The organism is Plasticicumulans acidivorans (assembly GCF_003182095.1).
Lineage (GTDB): Bacteria > Pseudomonadota > Gammaproteobacteria > Competibacterales > Competibacteraceae > Plasticicumulans > Plasticicumulans acidivorans.
In genome coordinates, this window is the sequence record NZ_QGTJ01000004.1 from 20,996 (window position 1) to 40,784 (window position 19,789).

Annotated in this window: 15 protein-coding genes; 7 read left to right on the forward strand and 8 right to left on the reverse strand. The window is 69.1% G+C overall.

The features are described from left to right. Positions 1 to 47 precede the first annotated feature (47 nt). From C7443_RS07955 to C7443_RS07965, 3 genes are all read left to right on the forward strand, one after another. Positions 48 to 1,676, forward strand: coding sequence for a fatty acid--CoA ligase (locus C7443_RS07955; protein ID WP_110018070.1), 1,629 nt, complete (start codon positions 48 to 50; stop codon positions 1,674 to 1,676). A 140-nt stretch (positions 1,677 to 1,816) separates the two neighbouring features. Further along, positions 1,817 to 4,204 (forward strand): 3-hydroxyacyl-CoA dehydrogenase/enoyl-CoA hydratase family protein, encoded by a 2,388-nt coding sequence (locus C7443_RS07960; protein WP_110018071.1) that lies wholly within the window; start codon positions 1,817 to 1,819, stop codon positions 4,202 to 4,204. Between the two features lie 238 nt (positions 4,205 to 4,442). Then, complete coding sequence (locus C7443_RS07965) at positions 4,443 to 5,639, forward strand: acetyl-CoA C-acyltransferase (RefSeq protein ID WP_110018072.1); 1,197 nt, start codon at positions 4,443 to 4,445, stop codon at positions 5,637 to 5,639. A 22-nt stretch (positions 5,640 to 5,661) separates the two neighbouring features. Here C7443_RS07965 and C7443_RS07970 read toward each other — a convergent pair whose 3' ends face one another. The 5 genes from C7443_RS07970 to cysS form a co-directional block, all read right to left on the reverse strand. Further along, positions 5,662 to 6,708: an extracellular catalytic domain type 2 short-chain-length polyhydroxyalkanoate depolymerase gene (locus C7443_RS07970; RefSeq protein ID WP_110018073.1), complete on the reverse strand. Its 1,047-nt coding sequence runs from the start codon at positions 6,706 to 6,708 to the stop codon at positions 5,662 to 5,664. Between the two features lie 117 nt (positions 6,709 to 6,825). After that, positions 6,826 to 7,644: a lectin-like domain-containing protein gene (locus tag C7443_RS07975; protein ID WP_110018347.1), complete on the reverse strand. Its 819-nt coding sequence runs from the start codon at positions 7,642 to 7,644 to the stop codon at positions 6,826 to 6,828. A gap of 273 nt (positions 7,645 to 7,917) precedes the next feature. After that, positions 7,918 to 10,281, reverse strand: a complete 2,364-nt coding sequence (gene ovoA, locus C7443_RS07980) for a 5-histidylcysteine sulfoxide synthase (protein ID WP_110018074.1) — start codon at positions 10,279 to 10,281, stop codon at positions 7,918 to 7,920. A gap of 79 nt (positions 10,282 to 10,360) precedes the next feature. Then, positions 10,361 to 12,037, reverse strand: a complete 1,677-nt coding sequence (locus C7443_RS07985; protein ID WP_110018075.1) for a SulP family inorganic anion transporter — start codon at positions 12,035 to 12,037, stop codon at positions 10,361 to 10,363. A 51-nt stretch (positions 12,038 to 12,088) separates the two neighbouring features. After that, positions 12,089 to 13,474 carry a cysteine--tRNA ligase gene (gene cysS, locus C7443_RS07990; protein ID WP_110018076.1) on the reverse strand — a complete coding sequence of 462 codons (1,386 nt, stop codon included), beginning with the start codon at positions 13,472 to 13,474 and terminating at the stop codon, positions 12,089 to 12,091. 156 nt (positions 13,475 to 13,630) lie between these two features. Here cysS and C7443_RS07995 point away from each other — a divergent pair, with 156 nt between their 5' ends. Genes C7443_RS07995 through C7443_RS08005 form a run of 3 tightly spaced genes read left to right on the forward strand, consistent with a single transcriptional unit; the run spans position 13,631 to position 15,433 of the window. Continuing rightward, the gene (locus C7443_RS07995) at positions 13,631 to 14,200 is read left to right on the forward strand and encodes a peptidylprolyl isomerase (protein ID WP_246004597.1); all 570 of its coding nucleotides are present in this window, start codon (positions 13,631 to 13,633) and stop codon (positions 14,198 to 14,200) included. Positions 14,201 to 14,210: 10 nt separating this feature from the next. Further along, positions 14,211 to 14,705, forward strand: a complete 495-nt coding sequence (locus tag C7443_RS08000; protein WP_110018077.1) for a peptidylprolyl isomerase — start codon at positions 14,211 to 14,213, stop codon at positions 14,703 to 14,705. Next, complete coding sequence (locus C7443_RS08005; protein ID WP_110018078.1) at positions 14,702 to 15,433, forward strand: UDP-2,3-diacylglucosamine diphosphatase; 732 nt, start codon at positions 14,702 to 14,704, stop codon at positions 15,431 to 15,433. The genes C7443_RS08000 and C7443_RS08005 overlap by 4 nt, the downstream gene beginning before the upstream one ends. A gap of 64 nt (positions 15,434 to 15,497) precedes the next feature. On the opposite strand, the gene C7443_RS08010 is transcribed toward C7443_RS08005, so the two are convergent. The 3 genes from C7443_RS08010 to gbdR form a co-directional block, all read right to left on the reverse strand. After that, positions 15,498 to 15,977, reverse strand: a complete 480-nt coding sequence (locus tag C7443_RS08010; RefSeq protein ID WP_110018079.1) for a GreA/GreB family elongation factor — start codon at positions 15,975 to 15,977, stop codon at positions 15,498 to 15,500. Next, positions 15,974 to 16,846: a formyltetrahydrofolate deformylase gene (gene purU / locus C7443_RS08015; RefSeq protein ID WP_110018080.1), complete on the reverse strand. Its 873-nt coding sequence runs from the start codon at positions 16,844 to 16,846 to the stop codon at positions 15,974 to 15,976. The genes C7443_RS08010 and purU overlap by 4 nt, the downstream gene beginning before the upstream one ends. A gap of 519 nt (positions 16,847 to 17,365) precedes the next feature. Beyond that, positions 17,366 to 18,406 carry a choline metabolism transcriptional regulator GbdR gene (gene gbdR / locus C7443_RS08020; protein WP_110018081.1) on the reverse strand — a complete coding sequence of 347 codons (1,041 nt, stop codon included), beginning with the start codon at positions 18,404 to 18,406 and terminating at the stop codon, positions 17,366 to 17,368. 179 nt (positions 18,407 to 18,585) lie between these two features. Between gbdR and proV the strand changes: the two genes are divergently transcribed. Beyond that, positions 18,586 to 19,785 (forward strand): glycine betaine/L-proline ABC transporter ATP-binding protein ProV, encoded by a 1,200-nt coding sequence (gene proV / locus C7443_RS08025; protein ID WP_110018082.1) that lies wholly within the window; start codon positions 18,586 to 18,588, stop codon positions 19,783 to 19,785. The last annotated feature ends 4 nt before the right edge of the window (positions 19,786 to 19,789 follow it).

Below are 19,789 nucleotides of genomic sequence, written 5' to 3' on the forward strand. Positions count from 1 at the left end.
GCTTGCGGCCGGTTATGCATACCCGATAGTGAGGAGGGGTTCATCCAATGTCAGCACACGCCATTCAGGTCACGCCGTCCGCGTACAGTTATCCGCTGCTGATCGGTCAGTTGCTGCACAGCGCGCTGGCCAATGCCGCGGAGCAGGAAATCGTCTATGTCGACGGCCGCCGCCACAGCTATGCGCAGTTCGCCCGCCGCGTGCATCAGCTGGCGCATGCGCTGACGCGCCTCGGCGTGCAGCCCGGCGACACCGTCGCGGTGATGGACTGGGACAGTCACCGCTATCTCGAATGCTTCTTCGCGGTGCCGATGCTCGGTGCGGTGCTGCAGACGGTGAACGTGCGTCTGTCCGACGAGCAGATCCAGTACACGCTCAACCACGCCGGTGCCCGCGTGCTGCTGGTCAACAGCGACTTCGTCGAGCCGGTCGCGCGCTTTGCCCTCGATACCGTGCAGACCCGCGTGCTGCTGGCCGATGAGGCCATGGCGCTGCCGGCGGGGTATGCCGGCGAGTACGAGGCGCTGCTCGCCGATTGCCCGGAGCAGTTCGAGTTCACCGAGTTCGATGAGAACACGCGGGCGACGACCTTCTACACCACCGGCACCACCGGCCTGCCCAAGGGCGTGTACTTCAGCCACCGCCAGCTGGTGCTGCACACGCTGGCGGTGTGCAACGCGCTGGCGCTGGCGCCGCAGCAGGGCAGCTTCCACCGCGGCGACGTCTACATGCCGCTGACGCCGATGTTCCACGTGCACGCCTGGGGCATGCCCTACATCGCGACGATGGCCGGCGTGAAGCAGGTCTACCCCGGCCGCTACATCCCCGAGCGCATCCTCAAGCTGGTGCAGCGCGAGCGCGTGAGTTTCTCGCACTGCGTGCCGACGATCCTCAGCATGGTGCTCAACCACCCCAGCGCCGGCGAGACCGACCTGCGCGGCTGGAAGCTGATCATCGGCGGTTCGGCGCTGACCACGGCACTGGTCAAGCAGGCGCTGGAGCGCGGCATCGACCTGTTCACCGGCTACGGCATGTCCGAGACCTGCCCGATCCTGACGCTGGCGCAGATCGATCCGGCCGACAGCGAACTCGACGGCGAAGCGCAGATCGCGCTGCGGGTGAAGACCGGGCGCAGCGTGCCGCTGGTGGCGCTGCGCACCGTCGACCCGGAAATGCAGACGCTGCCGCGCGACGGCCACAGCGCCGGCGAGATCGTGGTGCGCGCGCCGTGGCTGACGCAGGGCTATCTGCACAACGCCGATGCCTCCGAAGAGCTCTGGCACGGCGGCTGGCTGCACACGCAGGACATCGGCCACGTCGACCCGCGCGGCTACCTGCAGGTCACCGACCGGCTCAAGGACGTGATCAAGACCGGCGGCGAGTGGGTGTCCTCACTCGAACTCGAAGAGCTGATCGGCCGCCACCCGGACGTTGCCGAAGTCGCGGTGATCGGCGTGCCGGATGCCAAATGGGGCGAGCGGCCGCTGGCCTTCGTCGTCGCCCGCAGCGGCATCGAGCCGGATGCCGACTCGATCCGCAGCTTCCTGCGCGGCTTTGCCGACGCCGGGCGGATTTCCCGCTACGGCGTGCCGGACGAAGTGCGCTTCGTCGGCGAACTGCCGCGCACCAGCGTCGGCAAGCTCAACAAGCGCGCCCTGCGCGAACACAACCGCTGATCCCACGCCGCGCGCCGCGGCGCGCGACATCCCCCGAGCCGTCGAGATCGCCGCCCGTGCGCGGGCGGTGCTCCCCGCGCTCGCCCTGTCGCCGGCGTCGCCGACGCCATCCGTCCGCTCAGCCTGAGGAGTCCCCATTCATGTCCAGCCCACGCCTGACCGTCCGTCGCGCCGCCGTGCTCGGTGCCGGCGTCATGGGCGCGCAGATCGCCGCCCACCTCGCCAATGCCGATGTGCCGGTCATCCTCTTCGATCTGCCGGCCGCCGAAGGCCGTGCCGATGCGCTGGTGCGCAAATCGATCGCCGGCCTGAGCAAGCTGCAGCCGGCACCGCTGGTCACGCGCGGCCGTGCGGCCGCGATCGAGGCCGCGACCTACGCCAACGACCTCGCCCGTCTCGCCGAATGCGATCTGGTGATCGAGGCCGTCGCCGAGCGCGCCGACATCAAGCACGCGCTCTACGCCCAGGTCGCGCCGCACCTGCGTGACGATGCGGTGTTCGCCAGCAACACCTCGGGACTGCCGCTGGCCTCGCTCGCCGAGGTGCTGCCCGAGCGCCTGCGCGCCCGCTTCTGCGGCGTGCATTTCTTCAATCCGCCGCGCTACATGGCGCTGCTGGAGCTGATCAGCGCGCCGCACACCGACGCTGCGCTGCTCGATGCGCTGGAGAGCTGGTTCACCACGCGTCTGGGCAAGAGCGTGGTGCGCGCCAAGGACACGCCGAACTTCGTCGCCAACCGCGTCGGCGTGTTCGCACTGCTGCTGACGCTGCACCACGCGCAGGCGCAGGGGCTGACGCCGGACGAGGTCGACGCGCTGACCGGGCCGCTGATCGGCCGGCCGAAGAGCGCGACCTACCGCACTGCCGACGTCATCGGCCTGGATACGCTGGCCCACGTCGTGCGCACCATGCAGGACACGCTGAGCGATGACCCCTGGCATGCGCATTTCCACCTGCCGGCGTGGATGCTCGGCCTGATCGAGCGCGGTGCGCTCGGCCAGAAGAGCGGCGTCGGCGTCTACCGCCGCGAGGGCAAGGCGATCCGCGTTTACGACGCTGCCAGCGGCGAATACCGCGAAGGTACCGGCCAGCTCGATCCGGCGGTGGCGGCGATCCTCAAGGAGCGCGATCCGGCGCTGCGCTTCGCCGCGCTGCGTGCCAGCGCGCAGCCGCAGGCGCGCTTCCTGTGGGCGATGTATCGCGACGTGTTCCACTACTGCGCGGTGCATCTGGCGCAGATCGCCGACAACGCCCGCGACGTCGACTTCGCGCTGCGCTGGGGCTTTGGCTGGGCGCAGGGGCCGTTCGAGACCTGGCAGGCCGCCGGCTGGCGCACGATCGCGCAGGCGATCGAGGCCGACATCGCCGCCGGGCAGACGCTGGCCGCCACGCCGCTGCCGGCCTGGGTGCTGCAGCGCGACGGCGTGCATACGCCGCAGGGTTCGTACTCCGCCGCCAGCGACAGCCTGCGGCCGCGTTCGACGCTGCCGGTGTATGAGCGCCAGATCTACCCGGAAACCGTGTTCGGCGAGGCCGAGCCGCGCCAGGGCGAGACGCTGTGGGAGAACGCCGGCGTGCGTCTGTGGCATCGCCCCGATCTCGACGCCGGCATCGGCATCCTGTCGTTCACCTCGAAGGCGCACGCGATCAACGACGCGGTGCTCGATGGCGTACAGGCGGCGCTCGACTACGCCGAGCGCGCCCTCGACGGCGTGGTGATCTGGCACGAGGCGCCGTTCGCTGTCGGCGCCGATCTGCGCCAGCTCGCCGCCGACTGCGAGGCCGGCGCCTTCGCCAAGATCGAGGCGATGGTCGCCAACTTCCAGCGCACCGCGCTGCGCCTGAAGTATGCGCAGGTGCCGGTGGTCGCCGCGCTGCAGGGCATGGCGCTCGGCGGCGGCTGCGAGTTCGCGCTGCAGTCGAGCGAGCGGGTGTTCGCGCTGGAAAGCCCGATCGGCCTGGTCGAGGCCGGCGTCGGCCTGATCCCGGCCGGCGGCGGCTGCAAGGAAATGGCGCTGCAGGCGGCGGCGCTGGCCGCGCGCACCGCCAACCGCGATCCGCTGGCCTGCCTGCAGCCGCTGTTCATGCCGATCGCCACCGCCAGGCTCGCCGCCAACGCCATCGAGGCGCGGGATCGCGGCTTCGCCCAGGCGGGCGACAGCGTGGTGTTCCACCCGCGCGAGGTGCTCTATGTCGCGCTGCAGCGTGCCCGCGCGCTCAGCGCCAGCGGCTACCACCCGCCGCTGCCGGCGCGCGCCGTCGCGGTCGCCGGCCGTGACGGCATCGCCACGCTGCAGATGACACTGGTGAACATGCGCGAAGGCGGCCAGATCAGCGCGCACGACTACCGCGTCGGCAGCGCGCTGGCCGAGGCGCTGTGCGGCGGCGCCGTCGACAGCGGCATGACGGTCGACGAGGACTGGCTGCTCGCCGTCGAGCGCCGGCTGTTCATCGAGCTGCTGCAGACGCCGGAAACCCAGGCGCGCATCCGCCACATGCTCGATACCGGCAAGCCGCTGCGCAACTGAGCGCCGGCGCTGCCGCCCCGTTCCCGGTGGCTTGCCGGGCGGGGCGCGGCGCCCGCACTCGCGTGATTCGACTGTGTTCCCACGGCTTCCCCGCCCCGGCCGTCCTCCCCGGCGAGCCTCCCCCTCAATTCACCGGCTGAGGTGCCGGGGGCGGGGAATCCATACCTGACATCCCCTCTGCCCGCGGGCGAGGGGCAGGGGTGAGGGCAACGCTCACCCATTGCAAAGGAGTCCATCCATGTCCCGTCAGATCCAGGATGCCTACATCGTCGCCGCGACGCGCACGCCGGTCGGCAAGCGCAAGGGCGCCTTCATCCACACCCGCCCGGATGATCTGCTGGCGCACGTGCTCGGCCGCGTCGTCGCCCAGGTACCGCAGCTCGATCCGGCACGCATCGGTGATGTCGTCGTCGGCTGCGCGATGCCGGAGGCCGAGCAGGGCATGAACGTCGCCCGCATCGGCACGCTGCTCGCCGGCCTGCCGCCGTCGGTGCCGGCGCTGACCGTCAACCGCTTCTGCGCCTCGGGGCTGCAGGCGGTGGCCGATGCCGCGGCGCGCATCCGCCTCGGTGAGGCCGACGTGATGATCGCCGCCGGCGTCGAGTCGATGACGGTGATGAGCAACATGATGGGCAACAAGGTGACGCTGAACCCGGCGGCGCTGGAGCAGCCGGAAACCATCGCCATCGCCTACGGCATGGGCCTGACCGCGGAGAAAGTCGCCGAACGCTGGCAGGTCTCGCGCGCGGATCAGGATGCGATGGCGGTCGAGTCGCACCGCCGGGCGGTGGCGGCGATCCAGGGCGGGCTGTTCCGCGCCGAGATTTCGCCGGTCAGCGTGCGCACACACCGGCCGGGTGCCGACGGCACGCTGCGCATCAGCGAACAGCTGGTCGAGCATGACGAAGGCGCGCGCGCCGACGTCACGGCGGCGAGCCTGGCCAAGCTCAAGCCGGTGTTCGCCGCCGGTGGCTCGGTGACCGCCGGCAACGCTTCGCAGATGTCCGACGGCGCCGCCGCCGTGCTGCTGGTCAGCGAGCGCGTGCTGCGCGAGGAAAACCTGACGCCGCTGGCGCGCTTCGTCGGCTATGCGGTCGCCGGCGTGGCGCCGGAGGTGATGGGCATCGGCCCGGTGGTGGCGATCCCGAAAGTGCTGGCGCACTGCGGGCTGACGCAGGAACAGCTCGACTGGATCGAGCTCAACGAAGCCTTCGCCGCGCAGGCGCTGGCGGTGCAGCGCGAGCTCGGCCTCGACCCGACGCGGATCAACCCGCTCGGCGGCGCCATCGCCCTCGGCCATCCGCTCGGCGCCACCGGCGCCATCCGCACGGCGACGCTGGTGCACGGCCTGCAGCGCACGCAGGGCCGCTACGGCATGGTCAGCATGTGCATCGGCACCGGCATGGGCGCCGCCGGCGTGTTCGAGCGCGTCTGAGGCGCGCTGGCGCGGGCGGCGCTCAGCGCTGCCCGGCGAGGCGCTCGACCATGCGCCAGACGGTGGCGATCTGCTTGCCGCGCTGGGTGTCGTAGTCGCTGTCGTCGCTGTAGCCCCACCAGTTCCAGCAGCCGTTGGGGTTCGACAGCACGGTGTTGGTCTGCGGATAGAGCACGACCAGCCGGTTGCTGTCGGCCCAGGCGTTGTAGCCGGCGTGATCGATGAAGGTGCGGCCGAAGCGCACCGGCGTATTGCCGTCGAAGTAGCTCATCTCCTGGTACTGCTTGCAGCCGTGAAAGGCGATGTGCAGCCGGCAGTAGCCGCCGGCGGCGCAGACCTGCGGCACGTACACCCAGCCGGTCGCGCTCAGGCTGTGCAGGCGCGGGCTCGGCGTGAAGTCGTCCTGCTCGAACTCGATGAAGCGGCCGCTCAGCGTGCCGGCGTTTTTCGGCTGCAGCGGACCGTAGATCCAGCTCAGTAGCGTGCCGGCGCCGTCGTAGTCGCAGTCGTTGATGAACGGCTCGCCGGTGGCGTCGCAGGCGCGGCCGAAATCGAAGGTCGGCATCGCGTGTGCGGCGGGGATGTCGGCGACGCGGGTGATGTTCGCCGCATCGGTAAAGCGGCGGTAGAACGCTTCCAGCGCCGCGCCGATGTGCGGGGCGACGGTTTCATCCTTGCTGCCGGAGAAGATCCACACGCGCTGACCCTTGAGATGGGCGACCGGGTCGATCGTGCCGGCGGCTGCCTGGCGTCGCGTGTAGCGTTCCAGGCGGCGGACGTCGATCGGCGTGTCGCCGCGCATGCACGGCCCGGTGGCCTGCCAGACGCTGTCCTCGGCGCAGTGGTAGGGGCCGGCAGCGACGATGCCGGCGCCGCGCACGCTGGCTGAATGCGCCACGGCGAACTGCACCGCCATGTAGCCGCCGGAGGAAATGCCGGACACCGAAATGTCGTGTGCATCGATGTGCAGGGCTGGCAGGTGCTCGGCGGCGCGCAGTCCCTGGCCGAACAGCGCGAGCAGGATCAGCAGCGGCCACAGCAGATGGCGCTGCGGGTGACGGGTATCCATGACGGCTCACTCCCTGGCGGACGGATGTTCGTCTGAGCGTAGCCGGCGATTCAGCCGAGCCGGAAAATGAAAATCCCGCCTTGCGGCGGGATTGTTTTGAGCGCGGGCCGGCCGGGCTCAGCGACGACGCCGGCGGCTCGCCGCCAGCACGGTGAGGCCGAGACCGCTCAGCGCGATCGACAGCGGCTCGGGCACGTCGGTCACCGGGTCGTAGGCATCACGGAATTCCCAGGAGATGACGTCGTGATTGGCCGCGGCACCGCCGGTGCCGGAGGTGAAGCCGACATAAGCGTCGGTGCTGCCGAGCACGCTGGCCAAATCGACCACGTACGACAGCAGGGCATCGTCCGGGCGCGCATCGGTGCTGCTCAGGCGGACTTCGAGCAGATCGGTGACGCCGTTGTAATCGATCCAGGCGAAGAGATCCGTGCTGGAATCCAGGATCACGGACAGCGAGGTGTTCAGCGCGACGGAATTGACGTTGCCGTTGATGTCGATGCCGACGTGGTTGGCGCTGTAGCCGTCACCGGCGCCGTTGTTGTAGTTGTCGAATTCGATGCCGACGCTGTTCGACAGACCGGCATAGCCGATGCCGCCGCCGCCGCCGCCGGCGGTGTTGGAGACGGTCTGCACGACGAACACCAGACCATCGGCGCCGCCCGCGAGCTGATGGTTGAAATTGAAGCTGAACTTGGTGCTGAAAGAGGCGTCGGCGGCCAGTGTGATGGCATCGGTACTGAAGGCCGAGCCCGCCTTGTTGTAGGCGGACGGCGTGACGCGCAGCACGCTGCGGCCGTTGTCGTCGGTCGCCGAGGCCGCCGAGTTGTTGAGTTGTAGGCCGGCGGTGGAGGAGAAATCGCCGTAGCTGATGGTGGTGGCCGAGGCGGTTGCCGATCCGAGCAACAGGGCCAGGGCGAGGGCGGTCTTGTTGAACATGAGGAATCCTTTCTGCGTAGGTACGGTTTGCCATGTCGTACAAGCAAAACCCGAGCCTAATTTTTATCTTTATGAAAAGCCTTCAGAATTTGTTTTTTATTTAATTGGCAAGTTAATTTTTCTGACAGTCTTTAAAGTGATGGTTCAAAAAAACATTAATTAATATTTAGTGATGTGCATCACGATTTTTTAGATTAGTTTTTATTTTTCAGGCTTATTTCAAAAACGGCCGCTGTGCCGAAGGCGGTTTCGGCACAGGCCGGGGCGGCGTGTTCAGCGTACCCGCTGCCACAACAGGCCGTGGGTGACGATGAACTGGTATTTGCGCCGGTGCTCGCGGATCACCAGCGGGACTTCTTCCTCGCGGCGCAGCTCGAAGCCTTCGGCGCCGAGCAGGGCCTTCAGCGCATCGGCGCTGTGGACCGCCGCGCCGTCGCGCGTGTAGCCGCCGAGCCAGGCCGGTGGCGGCGTGAACTGCTCCAGCCAGGTGTAGGGCGAGAACAGCGCCAGCAGGCCGCCGACGCGCACCAGTCCGCGCGGGCCGCCGAGGCGGGCGAGCAGCGCCCGCGGGCTCGGCAGCCGGCAGAGCAGGTTGGCGAGCAGCACGGCGTCGTAGTCGACCAGCTCGGCCGGCAGCGAACAGGCGTCGGCCTGACGAAAGTGCACGCGGCTGCGTTCGATGTCGGCGGCGATGCGTGCCTGCGCGGTGCGTCCGAGTTCACCTTCCTCGCGCTCGAAGTAGTCCAGCTCGCCGTGCTGCTGCAGCTGCCGGGCGGCATCGATGAAGGCGCGGCTGAGATCGACGCCGAGCACTTCGCCGAACGTGCGCGCCAGCGCAAAGCTCGCACCGCCGACGGCGCAGCCGACATCGAGGGCGCGCCGGGGCGCGACGCCGTAGCGCTCGGCGCCGTCGAGCAGCCATTGCGCGCAGCGCTGCGGGAAGCCGGTCGCGCCCTGCGGCCCGCAGGCCCACGGCATCTGCACCTCGGCGGCGGCGTAATGCAGCAGCAGGTAGTCGGCGACCATCTGCTGCGCCTCATAGACGGCGCTGCCGCCGGCGGCATGCAGGTGTACCGCGCCGCCGTCGTGCGCCGCCTGCACCAGACGCACGCCGGCGTGCTGGAAGAAATGCGGGCGGAAGTGGAAGCGCGCCCAGCGGCTGGCCTCGTCGCCGGTGGCGATCCATGAGCCGCCGAGCATCATCGTGTGCTCGCCGTCGTAGCACGGCGCGCTGAAGTCTTCGTAGTACGGATGCACCTGCGCGCCGGGCAGCGGGTTGAAGTCATCGGCGAGCCACTGCCAGAGGTTGCCGGCGGCATCGTGCACGCCGAGCGCATTGGCGGCGCCGGCGTCGACCGGCCACGGCGAGCCGCAGGCGAGGTTGAGATTGAGGCCGCAGGCGGCGGCGAGCGGCGGGCCGGCATGGTCCATCACCGGGTCGTGCGCGATGGCGCCGCGCAGGCGGTTGAACTCGGCCTCGCTCGGCAGGCGATAGGGGCGATGGTCCTGTGCGCTCTTCCAGGCGCAGTAGGCGTTGGCCTCATGGGCGTTGATCTCGGCCGGCCAGTCCCAGGGCATGTCGATGACTTCGCACAGCGTGCGCAGGCGGTAGCGATGCAGGCCGGCCGGCCCTTCGGCGACCCAGAAGGTCGGCCACTTGAGATTGCGGAAGCTGCGCCAGTCCCAGCCGGTTTCACTCCACCAGCGCGCCTCGCTGTAGCCGCCGGCGACGACGAATTCATGGAATTCGCCGTTGCTGAGCAGCCGCGCCCCGGCGCGGAAGGCCGCCGATTCGGCCCGGCGTGCGCCGTATTCGTTGTCCCAGCCGTAGCTCGGCCAGTCGGCCGGTTTGCCGAGCTGCACCGTGCCGGCGGCGATGTCCAGCAGTTCGAGCGGCGGATAGTCGCGGCCGGCCTGCGGCGGGAACGCCGACGGCCGGTGCGCCGAAGGATGCAGCGGCGGCCACTGCGCCGGGCGCTGCACGCATTCGAGCGGCAGCTCGCGGATCAGCACCGAGGAGGTTTCGAGGTGGATGCGCTCGTGCTCGAAACCCATGAACAGCGCCCACAGCGGCTCCTGCGGCGTGATCGGCGCATGGCCGGCGGCGAGGCCGGGGTGGCTGTCGATCAGCGTGCGCACGATGGCGTAAACCCGTGCGCGGTAGGCGTGCACCTCGGCGAGCGTCGGCCACTGCATGGTGTTCTTCGACATGTCATCCCAGCGCATCTCGTCGACGCCGGTCTCGAAGATGCGCTCGAAATACGGGTCGAGCGGCGCGTCGAGCAGGCCGGCGACGCGCAGCTTGTTGACGTAGAGCACCGGCGGATGGCCGTAGTAGAAGATCATCGGGTGGCGCAGGCCGTGATACGGCGGGCGGAAAAAAGCGTCCTCGCTGCGCAGCGTGGCGAACAGCAGCTCGGTCAGCGTCCAGGTGTTGTCGAAGTAGTCGCGGACCGCTGCCCGCGAGCAGCGGGCGAGGTCGGGCAGCGGCAGCGAGCTCAGCGTGCCGTCGGCCTGCAGGCCGGGGCAGTCCTGCGGCGGCAGGCCGGTCCACCACGCCGGCGGGCGCGGGCCGGCCAGCGACAGCCCGGCGGGCAGAGGACGATGGGCGTCGGCGGTGCGGGCGACGGACGTCATACGGAATCCCTCATTCTGGCGATTGCGGTGGCGGCACCGGCAGCATGGTCCGTCGGTATGACGAGCACCACCTGTACGATTAGATAGGTGGTATCGCGCCGAGTCGCTGCACGGCCTCGCGTTCTGTACGCAGGCAGTGGTTGCGGCCGATGCGCTCGGCGGCACCGGAGCGTTCCAGCAGCTCCCAGATCGGCCGCTTCAGCGCGCACAGATAGAGGGTGATGCCGCGCGCGGCGAGGCTGTCATGCAGCTGCAGCAGCATGTCGAGGCCGGTGGCGTCGAGGTCGTTGATGCCGCTGCCGACCAGCAGCACGCTGTGCAGCCCGGGGCGCAGGCGGTCGAGCACGCAGTTCTCGATCGGCGCCGCGGTGAGGTAGACGATCGCCGTATCCGGGCGCAGCGCCAGCACGTCGGGGGCGAACGGCGGCAGCTGGTAGCGCGCGCGTTCGCGCAGGCGGCCGTCGGGTAGGATGCCGAGCTCGACGATGCGCGGCTGGCCGCGGCGGTACAGCGAGGCCACCATGCTGGCGACGAAGCCGGCGGCCACGCCCCAGTGCAGATGCGGCACCGACAGCAGCGTGGCCGCGAAGGTGATCGCTGCCACCAGGCCGTCGTCGCGCGAGATGCGCCACAGCCGGCGCAGCTCGCCGATGTCGATCAGCCGCAGCACCGGCACGACGATCACCGCCGCCAGCACCGCGCGCGGCAGTGGCGCCAGCAGCGCCGTGCCCCACAGCAGGCAGATCACCACGCAGACGGCGGTGAACAGCGCCGACCAGCCGCTGGTCGCGCCGACGTAGAGGTTGAGGGCCGAGCGCGAGAACGAGGCGCTGACCGGAAAACCGCCGCTCAGCCCGCTCGCCATCTTGGCCAGGCCCTGGCCGATCAGCTCCTGGTTCTCATCCCAGCGTTCGCCGCGCTGGCGGGTGATCGCCCGCGCGCTCGACATGCCCTCGGTGAAGCTGACCAGCGCCACGATCAGCGCCGCCGGCAGCAGCGCGCGCTGCTGCTCGAAGTCGAGCGCCGGCGGCAGTGCCAGGCTCGGCAGGCCGCTCGGTACCGCGCCGATCACCGCACCGCCGAGCGCGGCGTAGCCGGTGAAATAGCTGATGGCGATGCCGAGGGCGCAGACGTAGAGCACGCCCGGATGCCGCGGCAGCCAGCGGCGCAGCGCGAACAGCAGACCGATCGCGCCGCCGCCGAAGGCCATGCCGGCCGCCGTGCGCAAAGGCTCCGCCTGCCAGGCGCTCAGCGCCCGCGCCGGCAGGTCGAGGCCGAAGCCGCCGCTGATGCCAAGCAGCGCCGGCAGTTGCGAGCTGATGATGATCAGTGCCGCGGCATTGATGAAGCCGGTCGTGGTTGGCCCGGACACCAGATGGGCGATGGCGCCGAGGCGCAGCACGCCGAGCAGCAGCTGGAACAGGCCCGACCACAGCGCCAGCCAGATCGCCAGCGTCAGCCACTGTGCCGAGTCAGGGGTGGCGAACGCCTGCAGGGCACCGGCGGTGAGCAGGCTGGTCAGTGCTACCGGCCCGGCCGCCAGCAGCGGCGCCGAGCCCCAGAGGATGCCAACGATGCCCGGCAGCAGCGCTGCGTACAGGCCGGTCGCCGGCGGCATGCCGGCCAGCGTGGCATAGGCCAGCGCCTGCGGGATCAGCACCAGGCCGACGCTGAAGCCGGCGCGGGCGTCGGCCGCCAGCGACTGCCGCGTCGGCCGCGGCCAGTCGAGGAACGGCAACCAGCGCCGCCAGCGCATCAGGGCCGGCCGTGGCGGACGACGGTGCCTGTCACTGGCGCTGCCTGGCGCTCAGCGCCGGCGCCAGCTGGTCCCCTGCGCATTGTCTTCGAGCACCACGCCCTGATCCGCCAGCTGGTCGCGGATGCGGTCGGCCCCGGCGAAGTCGCGGGCCTTGCGCGCGGTCTGGCGGTCGGCGATCAGCTGTTCGATGGCGGCATCGTCAAGCGCACCGGCGCCGCCGCTGCCCTGCTTGAGAAAGCCGTCGGCGTCGCTGCCGAGCAGGCCGAGGCGCTCGCCGAGTGCGCGCAGTGTCGTCGCCAGCGCCGGCAGCGTGTCGCTGCCGGCGGCCTTGGCACGGTTCAGCTCGCGCGCCAGCTCGTCGAGCACGCTCAGCGCCTCGGGGGTGTTGAAGTCATCGTCCATCGCCGCGACGAAGCGCTCGACGAAGGGGGCGACCGGCTCGCCGCTAGCCGCCGGGGTGTCGCGCAGCGCAGTGTAGAGGCCGACCAGGCGGTTGCGGGCGATGTCGAGGTTTTCGTCGGAGTAGTTCAGCGGGCTGCGGTAGTGGCTGGAGAGGATGAACAGGCGCACCGCCTCGGCCGGGTAGCGCGCCAGCACCTCGCGCACGGTGAAGAAGTTGCCGAGCGACTTCGACATCTTCTCGTCGTCGATATTGACGAAGCCGTTGTGCATCCAGACGTTGACGAAGGGCTGGCCGTTGGCGGCCTCGCTCTGCGCGATCTCGTTTTCGTGGTGCGGGAACTTCAGGTCCATGCCGCCGCCGTGGATGTCGAAGTGCTCGCCGAGGCAGCATTTCGACATCGCCGAGCACTCGATGTGCCAGCCCGGCCGCCCCGGGCCCCACGGCGATGCCCAGGCCGGCTCGCCGGGCTTGGCGGCCTTCCACAGCACGAAGTCGAGCGGATCGGCCTTAGCCTCTTCGACGGCCACGCGCTCGCCGGCGCGCAGGTCTTCGAGGCGTTTGTTGGCGAGCCTGCCGTAGCTCGGGAAGCTGGCGACGCGGAAATACACGTCGCCGTTGCCGGCGACGTAGGCGTGATCGCTGGCGACCAGCGTCTGCACCATGGCGACGATGCCGTCGATGGTCGCCGTGGCCTTGGGCTCGTGCGTCGGCGGCAGCACGCCGAGCGCTGCCGAGTCCTCGTGCATCGCGTCGATGAAGCGCGCCGTCAGCGTTCGGTAGTCCTCACCGTTTTCCTGCGCGCGGCGGATGATCTTGTCGTCGATGTCGGTGATGTTGCGCACGTAGGTGACGTCGAGCCCCGCGGCGCGCAGATGCCGCACCACGGTGTCGAACACCACCATGACGCGGGCGTGGCCGACATGGCAGTAGTCGTAGACGGTCATGCCGCAGACATACATGCGCACTTTGCCGGGTTCGATCGGGACGAACGCTTCCTTCTTGCGGCTGAGGCTGTTGTAGATCTGGAGCATGAGCGGGGACTTCCTGACGACGGTGGGGGGACGCCATGCCGGCGGCTGGGCCGTATCGCGTCGGAGCGGGCGATGGTAGCGGAATCGGTGCGGGACGGACAAAGCGAGGCGCGCTCCGTATGATGCTCGGCCTGTCAAGTCGGGAGACTCGTATTCGTGAAATGTCATGCACTGTCCGCGGCCGCGGGCCTCGCCGCGCTGCTCGCCGCACCGGCCGTTCTGGCACTGACGCCGGTGACGATGGAAACCAGCCTCGGCACCATCCGCCTCGAACTCGACGAGCAGAAGGCACCGGTGACGGTGGCCAACTTCGTCGCCTACGCCAGGTCAGGCTTTTATGAGGGCACCGTGTTTCATCGGGTCATCAAGGGCTTCATGATCCAGGGCGGCGGCTTCGACGAGCAGATGTCGCGCAAGGAGACGGGTGAGCCGATCCGCAACGAAGCGCGCAACGGCCTGCACAACGTCCGCGGCGCCATCGCCATGGCGCGTACCAACGACCCGCAGTCGGCGACCGCGCAGTTTTTCATCAACACCGTCGACAACGCCATGCTCGACTACCCGAGCCGCGACGGCTGGGGCTATGCGGTGTTCGGCCGCGTGGTCTCCGGCATGGATGTCGTCGAGCGCATCGAAGCGGTCGACACCAGCACCGTCGGTCCCTATGCCAATGTGCCGGTCGAGCCGGTCATCATCCGCAAAGTGACTGTTTCCCAGCCTCAGTGAGTCCATCGTCATGATCAAATTCCACACCCGCTTCGGCACCGTCAGCATCGAGCTCGACCACAAGAACGCCCCGGCCACCGCGGCGAACTTCCTGCGCTACGCCCAGGAAGGCTTCTTCGAAGGCACCACCTTTCACCGCGTGATTCCCGGTTTCATGATCCAGGGCGGCGGGCTCGATGCCGACCTGCGGCCGAAGGAAACCCACGCGCCGATCGAGAACGAGGCCGACAACGGCCTGAAGAACCTGCGCGGCACGCTGTCGATGGCGCGCACCTCCGATCCGCACTCGGCGACCGCGCAGTTCTTCATCAACGTCGTCGACAATGGCTTCCTCGATCACACCGGCAAGAACGCCCGCGGCTGGGGCTACTGCGTGTTCGGCCGTGTCGTCGAGGGCATGGACGTCGCCGACGCCATCGTCGCCGTGCCGACCACCAGCCGTTACGGCCACGGCGACGTGCCGGTCGAGCCGATCGTCATCGAGAAGGTGGAAGTCGTCGAATGAAACCGACGCTGTTCATCTCTGACCTGCACCTCGACGCCAGCCGTCCGCAGACTGTCGAGCTGTTCAGAGATTTCGTCGCCGAGCGCTGCACGCACGCCGCAGCGCTCTACATCCTCGGCGATCTGTTCGAAGCCTGGATCGGCGACGATGACGACGCCGAGCTCGGCCGCAGCGTCGCCGCGAGCCTCGCCGCGCTGCAGCGCCAGCGGGTGCCGGTGTATTTCATGGCCGGCAACCGCGACTTCCTGCTCGGCGAGCGCTTCGCCGCCGCCGCCGGCATGACGCTGCTGCCGGAGGCGAGCGTCATCGACCTCTATGGCACGCCGACGCTGCTGCTGCACGGCGACACGCTGTGCACCGACGACGTCGACTACCAGGCCTTTCGCGCCCGCATGCGCAGCCCGGCGAGCATCGCGCAGCTGTTGGCGCTGCCGCTCGGCGAGCGGCGCCAGCTCGCCGTGCAGCTGCGTGCCGACAGCCGCACGGCGCAGGCGGGCAAGCTGCCGCAGATCACCGACGTCAACGCCGAGGCGGTGCGCGAGGCGATGCGTGCGCACGGCGTCAGCCGCCTGATCCACGGCCACACCCACCGCCCGGCGATCCACGAGGTCGACCTCGGCAACGGCGAAAGCGGCTGGCGCATCGTCCTCGGCGACTGGTACGCGCAGGGCAGCGTCCTCAACGTCACCGCCGACGACCTGCATCTGGAAGGGCTGTACCTGCACTGAGCGGCTGCGCAGCCGGCTGCCCGGTAGCGTGCGATAGCGGTGTGCGGCGCTGGTCGCCGCACGCTCATCCCTCGATGTCGAGGATGTACAGCTCGGCATCTCCCGCCGGTCGCTGCCAGAGCACGCAGTCGCCGATTTCCGCGCCGAGCAGGGCGAAGCCGAGCGGCGAAACCCAGCTGATCAGCGCTTGGCCGTCGGCTTCGTCCTCGCCGACGATGCGCACATGCCGTTCTTCGCCGCTTGCCGTCTCGAACAGCACGCGGTTGCCGAAGCCGACACGCGCCGGTTTGCCGCTGGCCGGTGGCACCGGGATCGCACCGTCGATGCGGGCGGCGTACCAGCGCAGCTCGCGGTCGAGTTCGGCGCGGCGCTCGCGCAGGCCGAGGGCGTCTGCGGGCAGTGCGGCGCGTTCGGCCTGCAGGCGCTCGTGCGCGGCCTTGAGCTGGGCCAGGCCGCGCGCGGTGACGTAGTTCGGGTGCGGGCTGAGCGGGCGGTCGGGCAGACTTGGTTCGGCGCTGTCCTCGCGGACGAAGGCCCGACTCACCGGAACACCACCGTGCGCTCGCCGTTGAGGAACACGCGCCGCTCGATGTGGTAGCGCACGGCCCGCGCCAGCGCCTGCGCCTCGGAGTCGCGGCCGACGGCGACCATCATCTGCGGCGTGTGGCCGTGGTCCACGCGCTCGACGATCTGCTCGATGATCGGGCCTTCGTCGAGGTCGGGGGTGACGTAGTGCGCGGTCGCGCCGATCAGCTTGACGCCGCGCGCGTGCGCCTGGTGGTAGGGCTTGGCGCCCTTGAAGCCGGGCAGGAAGGAGTGATGGATGTTGATCGCACGGCCGCGCAGTGTCCGGCACAGCTCGTCGGACAGCACCTGCATGTAGCGCGCGAGCACGACCAGTTCGCTGCGGGTGTCGGCAACGATCTGCAGCAGCTGCGCCTCGGCCTGCGGCTTGGTCTCGGCGCTGACCGGCACGTGCAGATACGCAATGCCGTGCCACTCGACCAGCGTGCGCAGGTCAGGGTGATTGGAGACCACCGCGGTGATCTCCATCTGCAGCTCGCCGTGGCGGTGGCGGTAGAGCAGATCGTCGAGGCAGTGGTCGAACTTCGACACCATGATCAGCACGCGCATGCGCTCGGCGGCGTCGTGGATCGCCCATTCCATGTCCTGCTCGGCGGCGAAGCGGGCGAACTCCTCGCGCAGCAGCGGCAGGTCGAGTGCCTCGCCGTGCGCCGGATAAAAGCGTGCCCGCAGGAAGAAGCGACCGCTGTCGGCGTCGTCGAACTGCTGCATTTCGTGCAGATAGCACTGCCGCTCGGCGAGAAAACTGCTGACGCGGGCGACGGTGCCGACGATGCCGGGGCAGGCGATGGTGATCAGGTACTGGGGCGTTTCGGCGCGCTGGGCCATCGGCGGCTCCGTGGTCGGGTCGTTGGGGGCGATCCACAGGGTAAGCGGCACGGGGCCGCCGACTTGTCTGCCTGCGACGGTGAGCGGTGAGTACGCGACCTGTCGTCGTGGCGTCATTCACGGGGTGTCGCAATGTGACAAGCCCGGGTCGCGGATACATCAGCAGCGACTAGGGGGCGCTGCCTACGCTTCGGGGCACGACATCGCCAGCTTCCCGCCACTGCGGGAATCGCCCAGCCCGGAGACACGCCGCCATGCACGCCGACCGAGTTCACACGAGTTCGCAAAAACCGTTGGCGGCAGAAGTATTTGCGTGTGCCATGATGGTGCGTTGCTGCACCGTATTGGCGCTTGCAGTGTGGCCGCCGCGCCGTGCGGCGCGTGGCTGAGCGGCGCACGGCAGACGGGGTGGCGACGATGACTGCTCGGGTTTCGTCATTCACCGACCACCACCCTGTCGCTGGCGGCTCCTGCCGACATGTCGCACTGCGACATGCGCGGCACGGTGCGACGGCGCCTTCAGTCGGCGCCGGGATCGTCGAGCGGCGCCGCGTCGACTTCGCCGACCTGCAACCGGCCGAGCACGTGCGGCTCGCTGTGGCGGCGTTCGAGGCGCGGGGCGATGGCGTAGAAATCGCGGTAGCACTTGCTGAAGTGCGGTGCCGAGACGAAGCCGCAGGCCAGGGCGACGTCGACGATCGGCATCGTCGTCTGCAGCAGCAGCTGACGGGCGCGGGCCAGACGCAGCTCCAGGTAGTACCGCGTCGGCACGCAGTTCAGGTAGCGCTGGAACAGGCGTTCGAGCTGGCGCCGCGACAGGCCGACGTGGCTGGCGATCTCGTCGGGGCTGATCGGCTCTTCGAGGTTGGCCTCCATCAGCGAGACGGCTTCGACCAGCTTCGGCTGGCTGGTGCCCAGGCGCATGCGCAAGGGAATGCGCTGGCGGTCATTGGGGCCGCGGATGCGCTCGCAGATGAACTCCTCGCTGATCGCCGCGGCCAGTTTGGCGCCGTGCCGGGCGCGGATCAGATGCAGCTGCATGTCGAGCGGCGCGGTGCCGCCGGAGCTGGTGTAGCGGTCGCGGTCGATCTCGAACAGCTCGGAGCTGATCACCAGCCGCGGATGCTCCTCGCGCAGGCTGGCCATCTGCTCCCAGTGCACCGTGCAGCGGTAGCCGTCGAGCAGGCCGGCCTTGGCCAGCAGGTAGGTCGCGGTGCACAGCGCACCGATGACCACCTTGCGCGCGACCTGTTTGTGCAGCCAGGCGATCAGGTTCTTGTCGAGCGTCTGGTGCACGTTGACACCACCGCAGACAAAGACGACGTCGAGCGCCGGCGCTTGTGCCAGCGCCGCGTGCGGCGTCAGCAGCAGACCGTTACTGGCCGGCACCGGCGTGCCGTCGCCGGTCAGCAACGTCCAGCGGTAAAGCTCGCGGCCACTGAGCATGTTCGCCATGCGCAGCGGCTCAACCGCGCAGGTGAAGGCGAGCATCGTGAATTGCGGCAGCAGCACGAAGCCGATGTGCAGCGGGCTGGTTTGCCGTTCGGTGTCTTCAGGCATGGCGGGATCGGCGAGGGATGCGTCGGCCGGGGCAGCTCGCCCCGCTCACAGTATGAAACTGCACCGAGCAGCCATGCCAGTGCCGCCGCCGGGCGCAGCAATACACCGTAAAGGGGTTCGTGCGCGCCGTCCGCGCTGGACCGACGACCGAGGAACATAAACGAGGCTATGACGCGCTCATGACAGAAAAATTGGTGGTCAAGAACCTCTACAAGGTGTTCGGGACGCGACCCGAACGCGCTTTCGAGCTGCTGCGGCAGGGCCTCGACAAGGAGGAGATCTACAAACAGACCGGGCTGGTGATCGGCGTCGATGACGCCAGCTTCAGCGTCGAGGAAGGCGAAATCTTCGTCGTCATGGGCCTGTCGGGCTCGGGCAAATCGACGCTGGTGCGCCTGCTCAACCGCCTGATCGAGCCGACCGCCGGTCAGGTGATCGTCGACGGTCAGGACGTCGCCAAGCTGGCGCCGCACGACCTGATCGCGCTGCGCCGGCGCAACATGGCGATGGTGTTCCAGTCCTTCGCGCTGATGCCGCACCTGACGGTGCTCGACAATGCCGCCTTCGGCCTCGACATCGCCGGCATGAACCGCAAGGACGCCCGCCGCCGCGCGCAGGAATCGCTGGAGCGCGTCGGCCTCGGCGCCTTCCTGCACAGCTACCCGGACGAGCTGTCCGGCGGCATGCAGCAGCGCGTCGGCCTGGCCCGCGCGCTGGCCACCGACCCGAGCGTGATCCTGATGGACGAGGCGTTTTCCGCGCTCGATCCGCTGATCCGCACCGAGATGCAGGACGAGCTGCTGCGGCTGCAGAAAGAACACAGCCGCACCATCGTGTTCATCTCGCACGACCTCGACGAGGCGCTGCGTATCGGCTCGCGCATCGCCATCATGCGCCACGGCCGCGTGGTGCAGGTCGGCACGCCGGAGGAGATCCTGCGCAATCCGGCCGACGACTACGTGCGCGCCTTCTTCAAGGGCGTCGACATCACGCGCTTTCTCTCGGCCAGTGACCTGCTCGGCGACGAGCCGCACATGCCAATGCTCAACATCACCAGTTCGGCCAGTTCGCTCGACAGCGCGCTGCACACGCTGCGCCAGCACAAGCACGAATACGGCTATGTGCACGACGCCGACGGCCGCTACCTCGGCGTGGTGTCGATTCCTTCGCTGCTCGATGCCGTCGAGCGCAGCGAGCGCGATGTGCACGCCGCCTTCCTCGAAGCCGGCGAGGCGGTCGATGAGAGCACTCACATCAACGAACTGCTCGGCCGCGCGGCGAACCAGCCGTTCCCGCTGCCGGTGGTCGGCGCCGACGGTCGCTACCGCGGCACGATCTCCAAGTCGGCCCTGCTGCACAAACTCTGCGACGCGAGGTAAGGCC

Excerpts from the sequence above, each read along its gene's own strand:
- cysS (WP_110018076.1), bottom strand. The coding sequence starts at position 13,474 with ATGCTCCAGATCTACAACAGCCTCAGCCGCAAGAAGGAAGCGTTCGTC.
- C7443_RS07965 (WP_110018072.1), top strand. The coding sequence starts at position 4,443 with ATGTCCCGTCAGATCCAGGATGCCTACATCGTCGCCGCGACGCGCACG.
- C7443_RS07960 (WP_110018071.1), top strand. The coding sequence starts at position 1,817 with ATGTCCAGCCCACGCCTGACCGTCCGTCGCGCCGCCGTGCTCGGTGCC.
- gbdR (WP_110018081.1), bottom strand. The coding sequence starts at position 18,406 with ATGCCTGAAGACACCGAACGGCAAACCAGCCCGCTGCACATCGGCTTC.
- C7443_RS07970 (WP_110018073.1), bottom strand. The coding sequence starts at position 6,708 with ATGGATACCCGTCACCCGCAGCGCCATCTGCTGTGGCCGCTGCTGATC.
- C7443_RS08005 (WP_110018078.1), top strand. The coding sequence starts at position 14,702 with ATGAAACCGACGCTGTTCATCTCTGACCTGCACCTCGACGCCAGCCGT.
- C7443_RS07955 (WP_110018070.1), top strand. The coding sequence starts at position 48 with ATGTCAGCACACGCCATTCAGGTCACGCCGTCCGCGTACAGTTATCCG.
- proV (WP_110018082.1), top strand. The coding sequence starts at position 18,586 with ATGACAGAAAAATTGGTGGTCAAGAACCTCTACAAGGTGTTCGGGACG.
- C7443_RS08000 (WP_110018077.1), top strand. The coding sequence starts at position 14,211 with ATGATCAAATTCCACACCCGCTTCGGCACCGTCAGCATCGAGCTCGAC.
- C7443_RS07975 (WP_110018347.1), bottom strand. The coding sequence starts at position 7,644 with ATGTTCAACAAGACCGCCCTCGCCCTGGCCCTGTTGCTCGGATCGGCA.
- ovoA (WP_110018074.1), bottom strand. The coding sequence starts at position 10,281 with ATGACGTCCGTCGCCCGCACCGCCGACGCCCATCGTCCTCTGCCCGCC.
- C7443_RS07985 (WP_110018075.1), bottom strand. The coding sequence starts at position 12,037 with ATGCGCTGGCGGCGCTGGTTGCCGTTCCTCGACTGGCCGCGGCCGACG.
- purU (WP_110018080.1), bottom strand. The coding sequence starts at position 16,846 with ATGGCCCAGCGCGCCGAAACGCCCCAGTACCTGATCACCATCGCCTGC.